General features: G+C 72.0%; 10 protein-coding genes. 5 read left to right on the forward strand and 5 right to left on the reverse strand.

From position 1 onward, the window contains the following. Positions 1-3: 3 nt before the first annotated feature. From thiS to miaB, 3 genes are read right to left on the reverse strand one after another with little or no spacing between them, the layout of a single operon-like run. Entirely contained in the window at positions 4-204 is a 201-nt protein-coding gene (gene thiS / locus WMF12_RS27795; protein ID WP_437850249.1) for a sulfur carrier protein ThiS, read from the reverse strand. After that, a complete protein-coding gene (locus tag WMF12_RS27800) occupies positions 201-785 on the reverse strand; it encodes a gamma carbonic anhydrase family protein (RefSeq protein ID WP_437850250.1) in 585 nt (194 codons plus the stop codon). Before WMF12_RS27800 ends, thiS begins: the two co-directional genes overlap by 4 nt. A 1-nt stretch (position 786) precedes the next feature. Further along, entirely contained in the window at positions 787-2277 is a 1491-nt protein-coding gene (gene miaB / locus WMF12_RS27805) for a tRNA (N6-isopentenyl adenosine(37)-C2)-methylthiotransferase MiaB (protein WP_437850251.1), read from the reverse strand. Positions 2278-2534: 257 nt separating this feature from the next. On the opposite strand from miaB, the gene WMF12_RS27810 reads away from it, so the two are divergent. The 3 genes from WMF12_RS27810 to WMF12_RS27820 all read left to right on the forward strand — a co-directional run bounded on the left by WMF12_RS27810 (position 2535) and on the right by WMF12_RS27820 (position 6270). Next, a complete protein-coding gene (locus WMF12_RS27810; protein WP_437850252.1) occupies positions 2535-4379 on the forward strand; it encodes an AMP-dependent synthetase/ligase in 1845 nt (614 codons plus the stop codon). A 144-nt stretch (positions 4380-4523) separates the two neighbouring features. Beyond that, positions 4524-5486, forward strand: a complete 963-nt coding sequence (gene pip / locus WMF12_RS27815; protein ID WP_437708176.1) for a prolyl aminopeptidase — start codon at positions 4524-4526, stop codon at positions 5484-5486. A gap of 283 nt (positions 5487-5769) precedes the next feature. Continuing rightward, positions 5770-6270 (forward strand): host attachment protein, encoded by a 501-nt coding sequence (locus WMF12_RS27820; protein WP_437739727.1) that lies wholly within the window; start codon positions 5770-5772, stop codon positions 6268-6270. Here the strand turns inward: WMF12_RS27820 and WMF12_RS27825 are convergent. Together WMF12_RS27825 and WMF12_RS27830 are read right to left on the reverse strand one after the other, a co-directional pair. After that, positions 6236-7732 carry an OmpP1/FadL family transporter gene (locus WMF12_RS27825; RefSeq protein WP_437850253.1) on the reverse strand — a complete coding sequence of 499 codons (1497 nt, stop codon included), beginning with the start codon at positions 7730-7732 and terminating at the stop codon, positions 6236-6238. The two genes, WMF12_RS27820 and WMF12_RS27825, sit on opposite strands and share 35 nt — an antisense overlap. A 5-nt stretch (positions 7733-7737) precedes the next feature. Then, a complete protein-coding gene (locus WMF12_RS27830; protein WP_437850254.1) occupies positions 7738-11607 on the reverse strand; it encodes a hypothetical protein in 3870 nt (1289 codons plus the stop codon). A 176-nt stretch (positions 11608-11783) separates the two neighbouring features. On the opposite strand from WMF12_RS27830, the gene glmU reads away from it, so the two are divergent. After that, complete coding sequence (glmU, locus tag WMF12_RS27835; RefSeq protein ID WP_437850255.1) at positions 11784-13205, forward strand: bifunctional UDP-N-acetylglucosamine diphosphorylase/glucosamine-1-phosphate N-acetyltransferase GlmU; 1422 nt, start codon at positions 11784-11786, stop codon at positions 13203-13205. Positions 13206-13505: 300 nt separating this feature from the next. Then, on the forward strand, positions 13506-13685 hold the full coding sequence (locus tag WMF12_RS27840) for an FmdB family zinc ribbon protein (RefSeq protein WP_437739731.1): 180 nt from the start codon (positions 13506-13508) through the stop codon (positions 13683-13685). The last annotated feature ends 6 nt before the right edge of the window (positions 13686-13691 follow it).

Genomic DNA, 13691 nt, shown 5'->3' on the forward strand with positions numbered 1-13691 from the left:
ATCTCAGCCGCCGCCGACGAAATGGACGATCTCGATCACGTCTCCCTCGGCGAGCTCGGCGGCCGTGTGCTCGGCGCGTGGCACCACCTCGCCGTTGCGCTCCACCGCCACCGGCCCCTCGGTCAGCCCGAGCAGCTCGACGAGCCTCCGCACCGTGAGCGCCGCCGGCACGTCGCGCGCTTCCCCGTTCACCGTGATGTTCATGGCTTCCTCACCTCTCGCATCACCAAGCGCGCCGCGACCTCCGGCGGCTCGACGGCCTCCCCGGCGAGCGCCGCCCGGAAGCGCCGCGCGTTCTCCACGTAGCCCGCGGCGCCCAGCTTCCCGAGCTCGGCCTGGTCCGGCCGCACCTCGCCCACCACCCGGGCCGGGTTGCCGCGCACCATCGAGCGCGGCGGGATCACCCGCCCCGGCGGCACCACCGCGCCCGCCGCGATCACCGAGCGCTCGCCGATCTCGACGTTGTCGAGCACGATGCTGCCCATCCCGATCAGGCACCCGTCCCCGACGCGGCAGCCGTGGAGGATCGCGCTGTGCCCGATGGTCACGTCGGCGCCGACGATCGTCTGCGAGACGCCGCCCGTCAGGTGCAGGCACGCGAGATCCTGCACGTTGGTCCGCGGGCCGACGCGGATCGCGCCGATGTCCCCGCGCAGCACCGCGCCGAACCACACGCTCGCCTCGTCGCCGAGCTCGACGTCGCCGATCACCGTCGCGTTCGGCGCGAGGAACACGTCGCGCCCGAGCCGCGGGGACACCCCGCCGAGGTCGAGGACGAGCGCCACCTCAGCCGCCCTCGGCGGCGACCACCGGCAGCGAGCGCCGGGCGGGCCGCGGCTCCAGGCCGCCCCGCTGCCGCGGCCGGGCCGCGGCGCGCGCCGCCTCGGTGAGCTCGGCCTGCAGCGAGTGCTTGTTCGCCCGCGCGATCGAGACCTCGACGACCTCGCCGAGCAGATCGAGCTCCCCGGCGCCCTCGATGTGCGCGATCTCGTGGCGCCCCGTCCGGCCGGACCAGAGCGCGCCGCCGGCTCCGCCGTGACCCCGCTCCTTGTCGCGCCCCTCGACGAGCACCTCCTGGGTCGTCCCCACGAGGGCCGACAGGTGGGCCGCGAGCAGCGCCTCGCTCTGCTCGAACAGGCGCGCGAGCCGCTCGCCCTTCACGCCCTCGGGCACGTCGTCCGGCAGCTTCAGCGCGGGCGTGTGCGGCCGGCGCGAGTACTTGAAGCCGAACAGCCCCTTGAACCCCACCTCGCGCACGAGCGACAGCGTCGCCGCGAAGTCGTCCTCCGTCTCGCCCGGGAAGCCGACGATGATGTCGGTCGAGAGCGTCAGGCCCGGGACCGCCTCCACGAGCGCCCGCGTCCTCGCGACGTACTCGGCGCGCGTGTAGCGGCGGATCATCCGCCGGAGGACCCGATCGCTGCCCGACTGCACCGGCATGTGCACGTGGCGCGGCAGCACCGGGAGCTCGGCGTGGGCGAGGACGAGCGAGGGCGTGAGGTGCCGCGGGTGCGGGCTCGTGTAGCGCAGGCGCGCGAGGCCGGGGACGTCGGCCGCGACGCGCCGGAGGAGCGCCGCGAACTCGCTCTCGTCCGGGTCGTCCGCGCTCGCGCCCGGGGCCCGCGGCAGCGCGCCGAGCGGGTCGCGGTAGCTGTTCACCGTCTGGCCGAGCAGCGTGACCTCGCGCGTCCCCGCCGCCACGAGCGCCGCGATCTCGGCGACGATCTCGTCGCTCGGCCGGTACCGCTCCGGCCCGCGGGTGTGGGGGACGATGCAGAACGAGCAGCGCTCGTCGCAGCCCTTCATGACGGTCACGAACGCCGTCGGCGCGGCGCGCGGCGAGGAGGAGGGCGACGGCGGCGACGCGACGAGGAACCGGGGCGCGTCGAGGTCGAACACCGTGCGCGCGATCGGCAGCCCACCGATCGCGAGGTCGCCGAGCAGGCCGGGCAGCTCCGGGATGTTGTCGGGCCCCACCACGACGTCGATCGCGCGCATCTGCTTGAGGAGGCGCTCCCCCTCCTGCTGCGCCACGCAGCCCGCCACGACGAGCACCCGGTCCGCGCGCTCCCGCTTCCAGCGCGCGAGCCGCCCCACCTCGCTCCGCAGCTTCTGCTCGGCCTTCTCGCGCACGCTGCACGTGTTGAGCACGAGCACGTCCGCCTCGTCGGCGCTGCCGGCCTCCGTGTAGCCGGCGCAACGGAGCACGTCGTGCATCCGCTCGGAGTCGTGCACGTTCATCTGGCAGCCGAACGTCGTGATGGAATACCGGGGCATCGAGGCGATGAACGCTCTAACAGAAGGGGCCCGAGGCCGCCACCTCGCGCGCCAGGAGCCCCGCCGTCGACGCCGCGCGCCGCGCGAGCGCTCCCGCTCCCCCATCGTCAACCCCGCGCGGGCACCGCCGACCCCGCGCCGATCGACGCGCGCGGGGCCGCTCCAGCGTCGGCGCGACAACATCCGGCGCCACGTGCCGCCAAAAGGACACTGACGCGGCGCAGTACCATGTTAACAATCGGATCGGGAGGAGACCGATGGCGAAACTGGAGAACCTGGTAGACCTGCTCGATCGCGCGCTGAAGCTTCATGGTCACCGGCCGCTGTTCGGCACGAAGACCGATGGCCGCTGGGACTGGATCACGTATGCGGAGTTCGGACAGCTCGTCGCCAGGTTCCGCGGTGGGCTGGCGTCGCTCGGCATCCAGCGGGGGGATCGGGTGGCCCTCATCTCCAACAACCGCGTCGAGTGGGCGGTCTCGGCGTACGCCTGCTTCAGCATGGGAGTCGCCGTCGTGCCGATGTACGAGGCGCAGCTCCCGAGCGAGTGGGCGTTCATCATCAACGATTGCGAGGCCGTGGCCGCGATCGTCGCCACGCCGCAGATCTACGGTAAATGCAAGGATCTCGCCGAGAAGGCGCCCTCGCTGAAGCACGTTGTCTGTCTGTTCGACCCCGACGGGGCGAGGGACGGCGTCCCCGGGGCGAAGACCAGCTCGTACAAGGAGCTCCTCGCCGCGGGCGAGGGGAGCCCGGCCCCGGTCATCCAGCCGACATCGAAGGACACGGCGTGCCTCATCTACACGTCGGGCACGACCGGCAACCCCAAGGGGGTGATCCTGTCGCACGGCAACATCGCCTCCAACGTCTGCGCGGTGCTGGATCTCATCCCCTTCGGCGGCGGCGATCGGAGCCTGTCGTTCCTCCCGTGGGCCCATTCGTTCGGCCACACCGGCGAGCTCCACGTGATGATCACGGTGGGCGCGTCGATGGCGCTGAGCGAGTCGGTCGACAAGATCCTCGCGAACCTCGGCGAGGTGCGCCCCACCGTGCTGATGAGCGTCCCGCGGATCTTCAACCGCATCTACGAGGGCGTGCAGAAGAAGATGGCGGGGAAGCCCGCCGTCATCCAGGCCCTGTTCCGCGCCGGGATGCGCGCCGCGACGAAGAAGCAGAAGGGTGAGCCCCTCGGCCTCGTCGAGCGGCTCGCGCTCGTCGCGGCGGACCGCGTCATCTTCTCGAAGATACGCGCCAGTATCGGCGGCAAGCTGAAGTACGCCATCAGCGGCGGGGCGGCGCTCGCCTATCAGGTGGCCGAGTTCGTCGACGCGCTCGGCATCACCGTCTTCGAAGGCTACGGCCTCACGGAGACATCGCCCGTCGCCACCGTGAACTACCCGGGGGCCCGCCGTCTCGGCAGCGTGGGCAAGCCGATCCCGGGCGTGAAGATCGTCATCGACAGGTCGGAGACGAACGATCCGAAGCAGGGAGAGATCGTCGTCTACGGCCCGAACGTCATGGTGGGCTATTACAAGCGCGACGAGGAGAACAAGGCCGTCTTCACGGAGGATGGCGGCTTCCGCACAGGCGATCTGGGCTACCTCGACGACGACGGCTACCTCTTCGTCACGGGCCGCATCAAGGAGCAGTACAAGCTGGAGAACGGCAAGTACGTCGCGCCGGCCCCGCTCGAGGAGAAGATCAAGCTCTCTCCGCTGATCAACGGCGCGATGATCTACGGCGACAACCGCCCCTTCAACGTGGCGGTGATCGCGCCCGAGATGGCGGCGCTCACGGAATGGGCGCGGGCCGAGGGGCTCTCGTTCGAGTCGACGGAGGCGATGCTGAAGCACCCGCGGGTGGTCGCGCACGTCCAGGCGGAGGTCGACAGGTACGCGTCTGATTTCAAGTCCTTCGAGAAGATCAAGCAGATCGCCCTCGCGGCCGAGGACTTCACGGCGGAGAACGGGATGCTCACGCCGACCCTGAAGCTGAAGCGGCGCGTGGCGCTCCAGAAGTACGGGCCCGCGCTCGAGGCGCTCTACGGCGGCGTGGGCGGCGCGGAGAAGACCGCTGCGCGCGACGCCGCGCAGCCCGGCTGAGCCTCCCGCGCCCCCCGACCGGCGGTCCCCCGCCGCGACCTGCCGTCCCCCCGTCCACGCCCTCTCCCCTCCCGGCGCGCCTTCGCGTACGCTGGACGCGCCGGCGCGCGCGACGCGCGACGTCGACCGACGAACGGGAGCGGCATGACGACAACAGGCACCCAGAGGCGAACTCTGTATCCCGAGATCGAGCCGTACCGCGCCGGGAGGCTGCGCGTCTCCGATCTTCACGAGATCTATTTCGAGGAGTCGGGCAATCCGCGCGGCAAACCGGTGGTCTTCGTGCACGGCGGCCCCGGGGGCGGCACGGAGCCGAAGCAGCGGCGCTTCTTCGACCCGGCCGCCTACCGGATCGTGCTCCTCGACCAGCGGGGCTGCGGCAGGAGCACGCCGTACGCGTGCCTGGAGGAGAACACCACCTGGCACCTCGTCGAGGACATGGAGAAGCTCCGCGAGCACCTCGGGATCGAGCGCTGGCAGGTGTTCGGCGGCTCGTGGGGGAGCACGCTGTCGCTGGCCTACGCCGAGCGGCACCCGGAGCGGGTGACGGAGCTCGTGCTGCGCGGCATCTTCCTCCTGCGGAAGCAGGAGCTCGACTGGTTCTATCAGCGGGGCGCGAGCGCCATCTTCCCCGACGCGTGGGAGGAGTACCTCGCGTTCATCCCCGAGCCCGAGCGGGACGACCTGCTCACGGCGTACCACCGGCGCCTCACGAGCCCGGACCCCGGGTTGCAGCAGCGGGCGGCGCGCGCGTGGAGCGTCTGGGAGGGGCGGACGAGCTGCCTGTTCACGAACCATGAGCTCGTCGCGAAGACGTCAGGTGATGAGTTCGCCCTCGCGTTCGCCCGGATCGAGTGCCACTATTTCATGAACAAGGGGTTCTTCACGACGGAGACGCAGCTGCTCGACGACGTGCACCGGATCCGCCATATCCCGACCGTCATCGTGCAGGGCCGCTACGATGTGGTCTGTCCGCCGGAGAGCGCGTGGGCGCTCCACCGCGCGTTCCCCGAGTCCGATCTGCGCATCGTGGCGGACGCAGGGCACTCGGCGATGGAGCCGGGCATCCTGCACGAGCTGGTCGAGGCGACCGACCGGTTCCGTTGACCCGCGGTCAACGAGCGCGGCCGCGGCGGAGCGGCCGAGCTCGCTGGACATACCCGGTACACCAAACACTGTATTTCGCGGTCAACCACCTCCCGAGAGCCGATCGCCCCCTCTCGCTCTCCACGAATTCAGGCCGCGCGCAGGTTGTTGAGTCTGCTGGAGCCTGCCTCTCGGGGTGCGATCCGGCCGAATTATATCGGACTTGGCTCTCCGGCCGCTTGCGCCGCGTGGGGTCGGTCTTTAACGTAGACAAAGGGAATGGTTGATTCCCTCGTGGAGGCTTATGGCGAAAAAGGCAGCACGGAAGACATGGATCCTGGTCTCCGACGCAAGCCGTGCCCAGCTCTATCGTGAAGAGCCTGCGGGCAAGGGCTTCACCCTGCTCGAGTCATACAACCATGACGAGAGCCGGGCGCGCGTGCGGGATCTGATGGCCGACGCGCACGGCCGCAAGCCGAACGGCACCTCCGGTGGGAACGCCAGCCCCGGCGGCGGCCCGGGGGGTCAGTACCTCGGCCGTCCTGGTGCGGCCCCCGACACCGATCCCAAGGAGGTCGAGAAGCAGAAGTTCGCCCAGGAGCTCGCGGAGGTGCTGGAGAAGGGTCTGAACGAGCACGCCTACGAGACGCTGGTGCTCGTCGCGCCGCCGCACTTCCTCGGCCTGCTCCGCGGCACGGTGAGCAAGCAGGTCAGTAACCACATCGAGACGAGCGTGGACAAGGACCTGAGCTGGCTGGACGGCCCCCGGCTCACGGAGCGGCTGCGCGAGCTGCGGGCCGGATAACGCCGCTCCCGGCTGCCTCGAACGTGTAAGCGACGCCGAGCCCGACGACGTTCGCCCGGGCGCTGTAGGCGCCGCCGTTGATGGTGTTCGGGCTCTCCGGCGGATTGGCCCGCACCGGGCTCACCTGCGGGAGCCGCGCTTCCCTCGGATCGACCCTCACGTCCGCGGCGAAGGCGTGCGCGTAGCTCGCGTCGAGGCGCCACCGGCCGAGGTGGACGCCGAGACCGGCCGCCGTCGTCAGCTTCGTCGCGTCGATCGTCAGGACCGACAGGTACCCGGGCGGGACGGCGCTCTGCTCGAGGCTCACGCCGGCGCGCAGATCCCACCGCGCGCCCGCGAGATCGAAGGAATACTCGCCCCCGAGCCTCGCCGAGAGCGAGCTCTCGAACCGCCGCGGGAACGAGACGGCTGGCACGCGGAACTCCTCCGGGAAGCCGGCGACGTTCCGGAGCACCACGCCGTCGGGCTCGACGAGGATGTCGTCGTGCATGCTCCAGCCCTCGACGCCGAGCCCGAGCTCCACGCGCAGGTCGTCCACGACCCGCGCCTCCACCCCGGCGCGGAGGATCCACGGCAGGTCGAACGCGACGTCGGCGTCCTCGCCCTCCTGGACGGCGCGCTCGAAGACGGGCGCCGCCGGGAGCCGCGCCCTGAATTTGGCGGGCGCGCGCACCCAGATGGGCAGCTGGAAGGCCAGGCCGACGCGCCAGCGCGGCGTCGGGACGAAGAGCGCCCCGAGCTGGCCCGTGGGCGCCACGATGGGCGCGACGCTGAGCTCGGAATGGATGTCCCACTCCGGATCTTCGGGCGCGCAGAACATCCGCTCCGGGAGGCACCCGGAGACCACCATCCGGCTGTTGAACGCGCCGACCAGCGCGCCGAGCCCGGCGCCGAAGCGCCATTCGGGCGACGGCGCGTACGCCGCCCCGACCCCCACGAGGGCGAGCGCGGAGCCCTCGAGCGTGAGCAGCGCGTAGCGCTGGGGCGCCGGCATGCCGTTCACCTGCTCCGGATAGCTGGAGAGGGCCGCGTACGGCGCCCACATCCCGCCCCAGACGACCCACCGCGGATCGACCTTGAACGACGCCGCCAGCGTGGGGATCGGCAGCACCGGCGCGCTGCCGGTCACCGGCGCCATCGTCTGGACGAAGCTCGCGCCCGTCGGCTCGCCGGTGTTCGGGTCGACCTGCCGTACGATCGCCTGGCGCGTGTGCCGGCTGCGCCACTCGAAGAGCCCGACGTCGAACAGGACCTGGGTGCCGGCTTCGTAGACCCCCGCGGGGTTGTAGGCGATCGCCCCGAGATCGTCGCCGCCGGCGATGTATGCCCCGCCGCGGGACGACGGGCGGACGCCGCGGTCGGTGAAGTACAGCCCGGCGGCGCCGGCGTCGCCTGCGGGCAGGAGGAGCGCCCCCGCGGCGGACGCCACGGAGAGCACGGCGCGGATCGTGGGCGTTTGCACGTGGATCACTCGTGCGGCCGGTTCTTGACGATGGCGTAGATCTGCTCGAGCCCGCGGGTCTCGTCCGTCAGGAAGTCCCTGGCCGAGACAAAAAGCTGCCGGTAGTCCTCCGCCGTCAGCGGCGCGCCGCTCCCGGCCTCGATGCGGTTCACGTCCGCGAACGCGTCGAGGAACACGTCGAGCGGCGCTCGGCCGTCCGCCATCGGCGTCACCAGCGCCGGGAGCACGCGACCCATCACGCGATACCTGTCGTAGCGATCGTCGTTGAGCGCCTTCAGCGCCTTGAGCCCCGCGTCGGCCGCGCCCGGCCCGCCGGCGCCCCCCGCCGGGGTCAGCGCGGTCGACGCGGCCTTCAGGATCCGGCGCAAAGCGTCGTCGTCGGCGAGGAGCTGGAGGCCGTCGGCGAGCGTCGTCGGCAGCACCTGGAACGGGGCGCCGGCTGCGTCCGCGTCGAGCAGGTAGGTGAGGAACCGCTCGATCTCCCGCCGCGCCGGCTCGTGGGCGCGGACTGCCTCCATCACGTCGACGGCGGCGGCGAACAGCGGATGGCTCAGGAGGTCGCTCACCGTGGCGCCGAGCTCCTTCTGCGCCCAGGCGCACCGCCCCGTCGTCTCGCGATCGGGGCAGTGGGCGTTCAGCTGCTCGCGGAGGACGCGCAGGACGAGGGCGCCCATCCTCGGGAGCGCGCGGTTCTTGAACCGGGCCTCGGGCCCCGACCCCTCGACCGCGAGCAGCGCATCGACGAGCTCGTCCACGCCGCGCTTCCACTGGCCCTCTCGCTCGGCGGCGTCGGGCGCATTGCGCTGCGCGAAGCGCGCGTCGATGCCGTTCAGAGCGCCGGCGAGGAGGGTGAACACGGTGAGCTGGTCCTGGACCCGGCCATCCGCCCACGTGGCCTTCTTCTTCCCCCAGCGGTCGACCATGCCCACGCCGGTGGCGTAGCGGGTGCTGAAGAGGATGCGCGCGAGCTTCTCGATGACCTGCGCCTTCGTCAGCGGCCGATCTGCCGCGGGGCCGCGCCGCACGGTCACGGACGTGTCGCGCGCCACCCGGGCGAACGCCACCGACGACGCCAGGACGTCCTCGGCCCGGAGCGCGTCGGCCATGAGCGGCTCGTAGCTGTTGACCCCTGCTTCCGAGCAGTACGCGGTGTTGGTCTCGGGCGAGCCGGCCTTGATGCACTCCGGCCCGTGCTCCTTGCCCGGCCAGTGGCGGTACGCCGTGCTGAAGAGATCGGTCAGGATCGCCTCGCCGGTGGTGCCGTGGTCGACGTCGGCGAACGCCTTCACGATGGGGCCCAGGTACGCGGCGAGCCCGAGCTGCTCCAGGAGGTAAGTCGTCCCCGGGTGGCGCACCCGGATCAGGTTCTCCGGGGAGCTGCACTCGTTCACGCCCAGCGCGTTCCTGGGGCAATGGATCGTGCCGGCCGGCTCGAGCGTCCCCGAGATGAACAGGTTCGTCGTCAGGTTCGCGCCGGCCCGGAAGGGATCCAGGTCCGGCAGCCCCGGGAACCTGGCCGAGTCCGCCCCGAAGTAGATGAGCCGGCTGAGCGCGGCCGGCGTGGGGTGGCTCGTCAGGCCGCCGATGCCGCTGGAGTCCACGAGCACCGAGTCGGTCACGAGGAGCGCCAGCGCCGAGGGCTTCACCTCGAGCTCGGCCCGCTTCGGGTCCCCGTCGGGGAGGAGCGAGTCGAGGTAGAAGGCCGCCAGGTCGTCGATCTGGAACAGCTCGCACTCGGCGAACTCGACGAAAGGCACCGTGACCTCGAAGGCGCTCACCACGGCGCCCTCCTTGTTGCACTGCCTGACGCCGGCGGTGTCGTGCATGAGCTGCATCAGCCGCTCCATGCCCGAGCGGTTGTCGCCGCCCCTCGGCTTCTTCGGGTCGACCGGCGTCTTCGGGGCCGCCGTCGACGGCGCCCCGACCGTGAGGTTGATGGCCGGGCCGTTCAGGTCCGACGGGTTGTACGCGTACTGGTCGCGGGTCGTGAGCATCGCCGCGATCGCGTCGCCCGCGTGCCGCGCGCTGCCGTGCGGGGTGAGGAGCGCGCCGCCCGCGATCGCCTCGAGCAAGCGCGCCACGAGCCCCGGCTGCTCCACGGCCCCGCCGAGCACCGCCGCGAGCTCGTCCCAGAGCGGCGCCTCGTCGTCGATCCGCGCGGGGGCCTCCTTGCCCTGGGCGGCCAGCCGGTCGTGCTCGCGGGCGACGTCCCGGATGCGCAGCGCCGCGGCGGTCATACGCGCGAGCTCCGCCTCGCGGTTCTCGAGCAGATCGATGAGCGTGAGCAGGAGGACGTCCGAGTCCTTGTCGGCGAGCACCTGGCCGACCGCGTGCGCGAGGTCGGCGAGCGGCGAGTCCTCGCCGCGGAAGCGGCGGTACGACAGGCAGCCGTCGCACCGCTCGTCCGCCGGCACGATCTTGCCGCGGCGGACGTCGTAGCGGGCCTCCTCGCGGTCGCCGAAGAGCAGGTACGCGCCGGAGAGCGCGTACATGAGCCCTTCGTGCTCGGTCTTCCACGGCTCCGGATCGCCCTTGCCCGCGTACCGGGTCCCGTCGACGAGCGGCACGATCGACCGCAGCGCCGCGCCGAGGACGGTGCGGGAGGTGTCGACGTAGGCGTAGAGCTCCGGCGAGAGGCCCCCGAACGGGTCCCGCGGCGGCTCGGTGACGCCGGGGATGGCGAACGGCGGTTCGATCGCGAGCGGCGCGCCGGTCCGGTCCACGAACCTGCCGGACGCGTCGACGTCGGCGAGGCCGTCGCCGTCCACGTCGGCGAACGGCGCGGGGACCCCGTCGCCCTGGGGGAGGACCCACCCGCGCCCATCGCGGCGGGCGATGAAGATCGACGGCGGCGCGGCGAGCTCGGGGTGCTCCGCGAGCAGCGCCGCCTGCGCGAGCTCCAGGGCCGTGCGCGGGCGGCTCGGCTGCGCGGTGGCGGCGTCGATCGCGAGCGGCGCCCGCTCCGGCAGCGACAGCGTGGCCAGCTCCTGCTCGCCGGCGGCGAGCAGCGCCTGGAGCGCGGGCGCCCCCGGGCCGCCGGGGCCGAGCACGTCGAGCGCCGCCACGGTCATCGGGCGCAGCCCGGGGTACGCGAGCGCCGCGCCCGCCATGCCGAGCCCCACCTCCGCCGAGCGATATCCCTGGCGCCCCCAGATGCTCGCGAGCGCACAGACGGGCGTTTCCTGCCCCTCTGCCCGGTCGCAGGCGATCGGCGCCCGCTCCCGCTGCCTCTTCTGGTCGCCCTCCTCTTCCTCCGGTCCCTCCGGCCGCGCGCTCTCCTCGCCGCCGTGGATGAGCGCGTCCAGGAGCCGGGCGATCCCCCGGGTCGACGCGGGCAGGACCGCCGGCCCCGCCGCGTCGAACGGGTTCGTCTCGTAGAGCGGCGCGAGGGTCTGCGAGAGGCTCAGGACGGCATCGTGCAGCCGGATCTTGCCGCCCCCCTCGCCGGGCGCGACGTTGTCGATCTCGATGTCCGGCACAGCGGCGTTGACGGCGTCCACGAGGGCGTTGCGCCACCGCGCCATGGCCTCCACCTTGGCCACGCCCAGCCTGCGCGCCTGCTCCGCCCGCTCGCCAGAGACCGGCGGGAGCAGCGAGACGTCGACCTCGTCCTCGTACCGGCCCTCGCGGTCGTAGTGACAGACACGCTGGTACGAGGCGCCCGTGTGGTCCTCGTGGAGGCTCGACGCGCCCACGCGGTCGCAGAGCATGCCGAAGACGTCGTCGCCCAGCCCGCCGCCCTCCGTGACCTTCGGAGGCGGCTTCCGCGTCGTGTCGAGCGGCTCGTGACACGAAGCGATCGCCCCGCCGGCCGCGATGAGCGCGACGAGCCGGAGTACGACAGCGGCCGAGGAACCCAGCGCGCGCCTGCGCATGACGACAACCTCCCCCAGTTACCCCCAGGGTAGACGATTCCACCCCAGGTGCGTAGGGGCTTGGCGCCCCTGCGGGTGTCAGGTGGGTGGCGCCGGAGCGCGCGTTCTCCAGTTCTCCAGCGTCACTGCGCTGCGACGAGGACGGCGGCGGGCTCGTGGGTATACGCTGCGGAGCGATGGCGACCCAACCCACCCCGCTCACCGCTGTCGTTCTCGCTGCTGGACAAGGGACTCGGATGAAGAGCGCCCGACCGAAGGTGCTCCACGAGCTCTGCGGCCGGCCGATGCTCCATTACGTCGTCGACGCGGCGCTGGCCGCCGGCGCCTCGGACGTCGTGGTCGTCGTCGGCCACGGCCGGGACGAGGTCTCGGCGGCCCTGGACAAGGCGTTCGGCGCCCAGGGGAAGAAGGTCCGCACCGCGCTCCAGGCCCAGCAGCGCGGCACGGGCGACGCGGTGCGCTGCGCCATGCCGCACATCGACGCGACCTCCGAGGCGGTCCTGATCCTGTGCGGCGACACGCCGCTGCTCGATCCGGAGCAGCTCACGCAGCTCCGCGGGGCGCTCGACCGCGCGGGCGACGCGCCGATCGCGATGCTCACCGCGGAGGTCTCCGATCCGACGGGGTACGGCAGGATCCTTCGCGACGCGTCGGGCCGCGTGATCGGCATCCGCGAGCACAAGGACGCGACCCCCGAGGAGCGCGCGATCACCGAGGTGAACCCCGGCGTGTACCTCGCCCGCAGCGGGTTCCTCGGGCGCGCGCTGGCCGGGCTGACGACGGACAACGCACAGGGCGAGCTCTACCTGACCGACATCGTCGCGCAGGCGGCGAAGGCCGGCGGCGCCGCGGCGGTCGTGGCCAGGGACGTCGGCTCGCTCGTGGGCATCAACGACCGCGCGCAGCTCGCCGCCGCCGAGGAGGTGCTCTACGGCCGCATCGCCGACCGGCTGCGCAAGAGCGGCGTCACGATCCGCACGAGCGCCCGCATCGACGCGGGCGTGGTCGTCGAGCCGGACGCCGTGATCGAGCACGCCGTGGTCCTGCGGGGTCGGACGCGCGTCGGCGCGGGGGCGCGGATCGACGTGGGCTCGGTCCTCACGGACGTGGTCGTCGAGGCAGGCGCCTCGGTGAAGCCGTACACGGTCGCCTCGCAGTCGTCGATCGGCGCCGGCGCGCAGATCGGGCCGTTCTCGCACCTCCGCCCGGAGAGCCAGATCGAGGCCGACGCGCACATCGGCAACTTCGTCGAGACCAAGAAGACCGTGGTCCGGAAGGGCGCGAAGGCGAACCACCTCGCCTACCTCGGCGACGGCGACATCGGCGAGGGCGCGAACGTCGGCGCCGGGACGATCTTCTGCAACTACGACGGCTTCCGGAAGCACCGGACCGAGATCGGCGCCGGCGCCTTCATCGGCAGCGACTCGCAGATCGTCGCCCCGGTGAAGATCGGCGCCGGCGCCTACGTGGCGACGGGCACGACCGTCACCCGCGACGTGCCGGACGAGGCGCTGGCGATCGGCCGGGTGAAGCAGGAGAACAAGGAGGGCTACGCGACGCGGCTCAAGGCGCGGCTGAAGGACGCGGCGAAGAAGTAGCGGGCGCCGTGCTGTTCACGCACGGTGAGGGGCGGTAGCGAGGCGACCGGCCGGCCCCTCGAGATCACACCTTCCAGCGCCGGGAGGCACGCCGCGGGCGCATCGGCGATCCGGCCCGAGCTTCCGGCCGCAGCTGCAGATCGGCCTCCGGCAACGACCGCGCAGGGTCATTTTCGCGTGACGCCGAAGGCCCCCGCGGTCGTCCGGCTGCAACCTGGGTCGGCTCGAATCCTGGGAGGGCACGGATCTCGCCTGTGCCCGCGTATGTGATTCAATTCACATTTGCAGGACAGGAGTCCCATGCCGACGTACGAGTTCAAGTGCAATGACTGCGGCGCCGAGTTCGAGGTGGTCGCGTCGCTCTCCGAGTTCGAGCGCCAGAAGCGGGAGCGCACGGTCCAGTGCACGGCCTGCGGCCGCTCGAACGTCGAGCCGGAGATCGTGGCGTTCCAGGTGCAAACGGCGCGAAAGAGCGCCTAGGCAGAA

Source organism: Sorangium sp. So ce363 (genome assembly GCF_051520435.1).
GTDB lineage: Bacteria > Myxococcota_A > Polyangia > Polyangiales > Polyangiaceae > Sorangium > Sorangium cellulosum_B.

Coding starts and splice junctions, on each gene's coding strand:
- thiS (WP_437850249.1), bottom strand. CDS start 204: ATGAACATCACGGTGAACGGGGAAGCGCGCGACGTGCCGGCGGCGCTC.
- miaB (WP_437850251.1), bottom strand. CDS start 2,277: ATGCCCCGGTATTCCATCACGACGTTCGGCTGCCAGATGAACGTGCAC.
- WMF12_RS27810 (WP_437850252.1), top strand. CDS start 2,535: ATGGCGAAACTGGAGAACCTGGTAGACCTGCTCGATCGCGCGCTGAAG.
- pip (WP_437708176.1), top strand. CDS start 4,524: ATGACGACAACAGGCACCCAGAGGCGAACTCTGTATCCCGAGATCGAG.
- WMF12_RS27820 (WP_437739727.1), top strand. CDS start 5,770: ATGGCGAAAAAGGCAGCACGGAAGACATGGATCCTGGTCTCCGACGCA.
- WMF12_RS27830 (WP_437850254.1), bottom strand. CDS start 11,607: ATGCGCAGGCGCGCGCTGGGTTCCTCGGCCGCTGTCGTACTCCGGCTC.
- glmU (WP_437850255.1), top strand. CDS start 11,784: ATGGCGACCCAACCCACCCCGCTCACCGCTGTCGTTCTCGCTGCTGGA.
- WMF12_RS27840 (WP_437739731.1), top strand. CDS start 13,506: ATGCCGACGTACGAGTTCAAGTGCAATGACTGCGGCGCCGAGTTCGAG.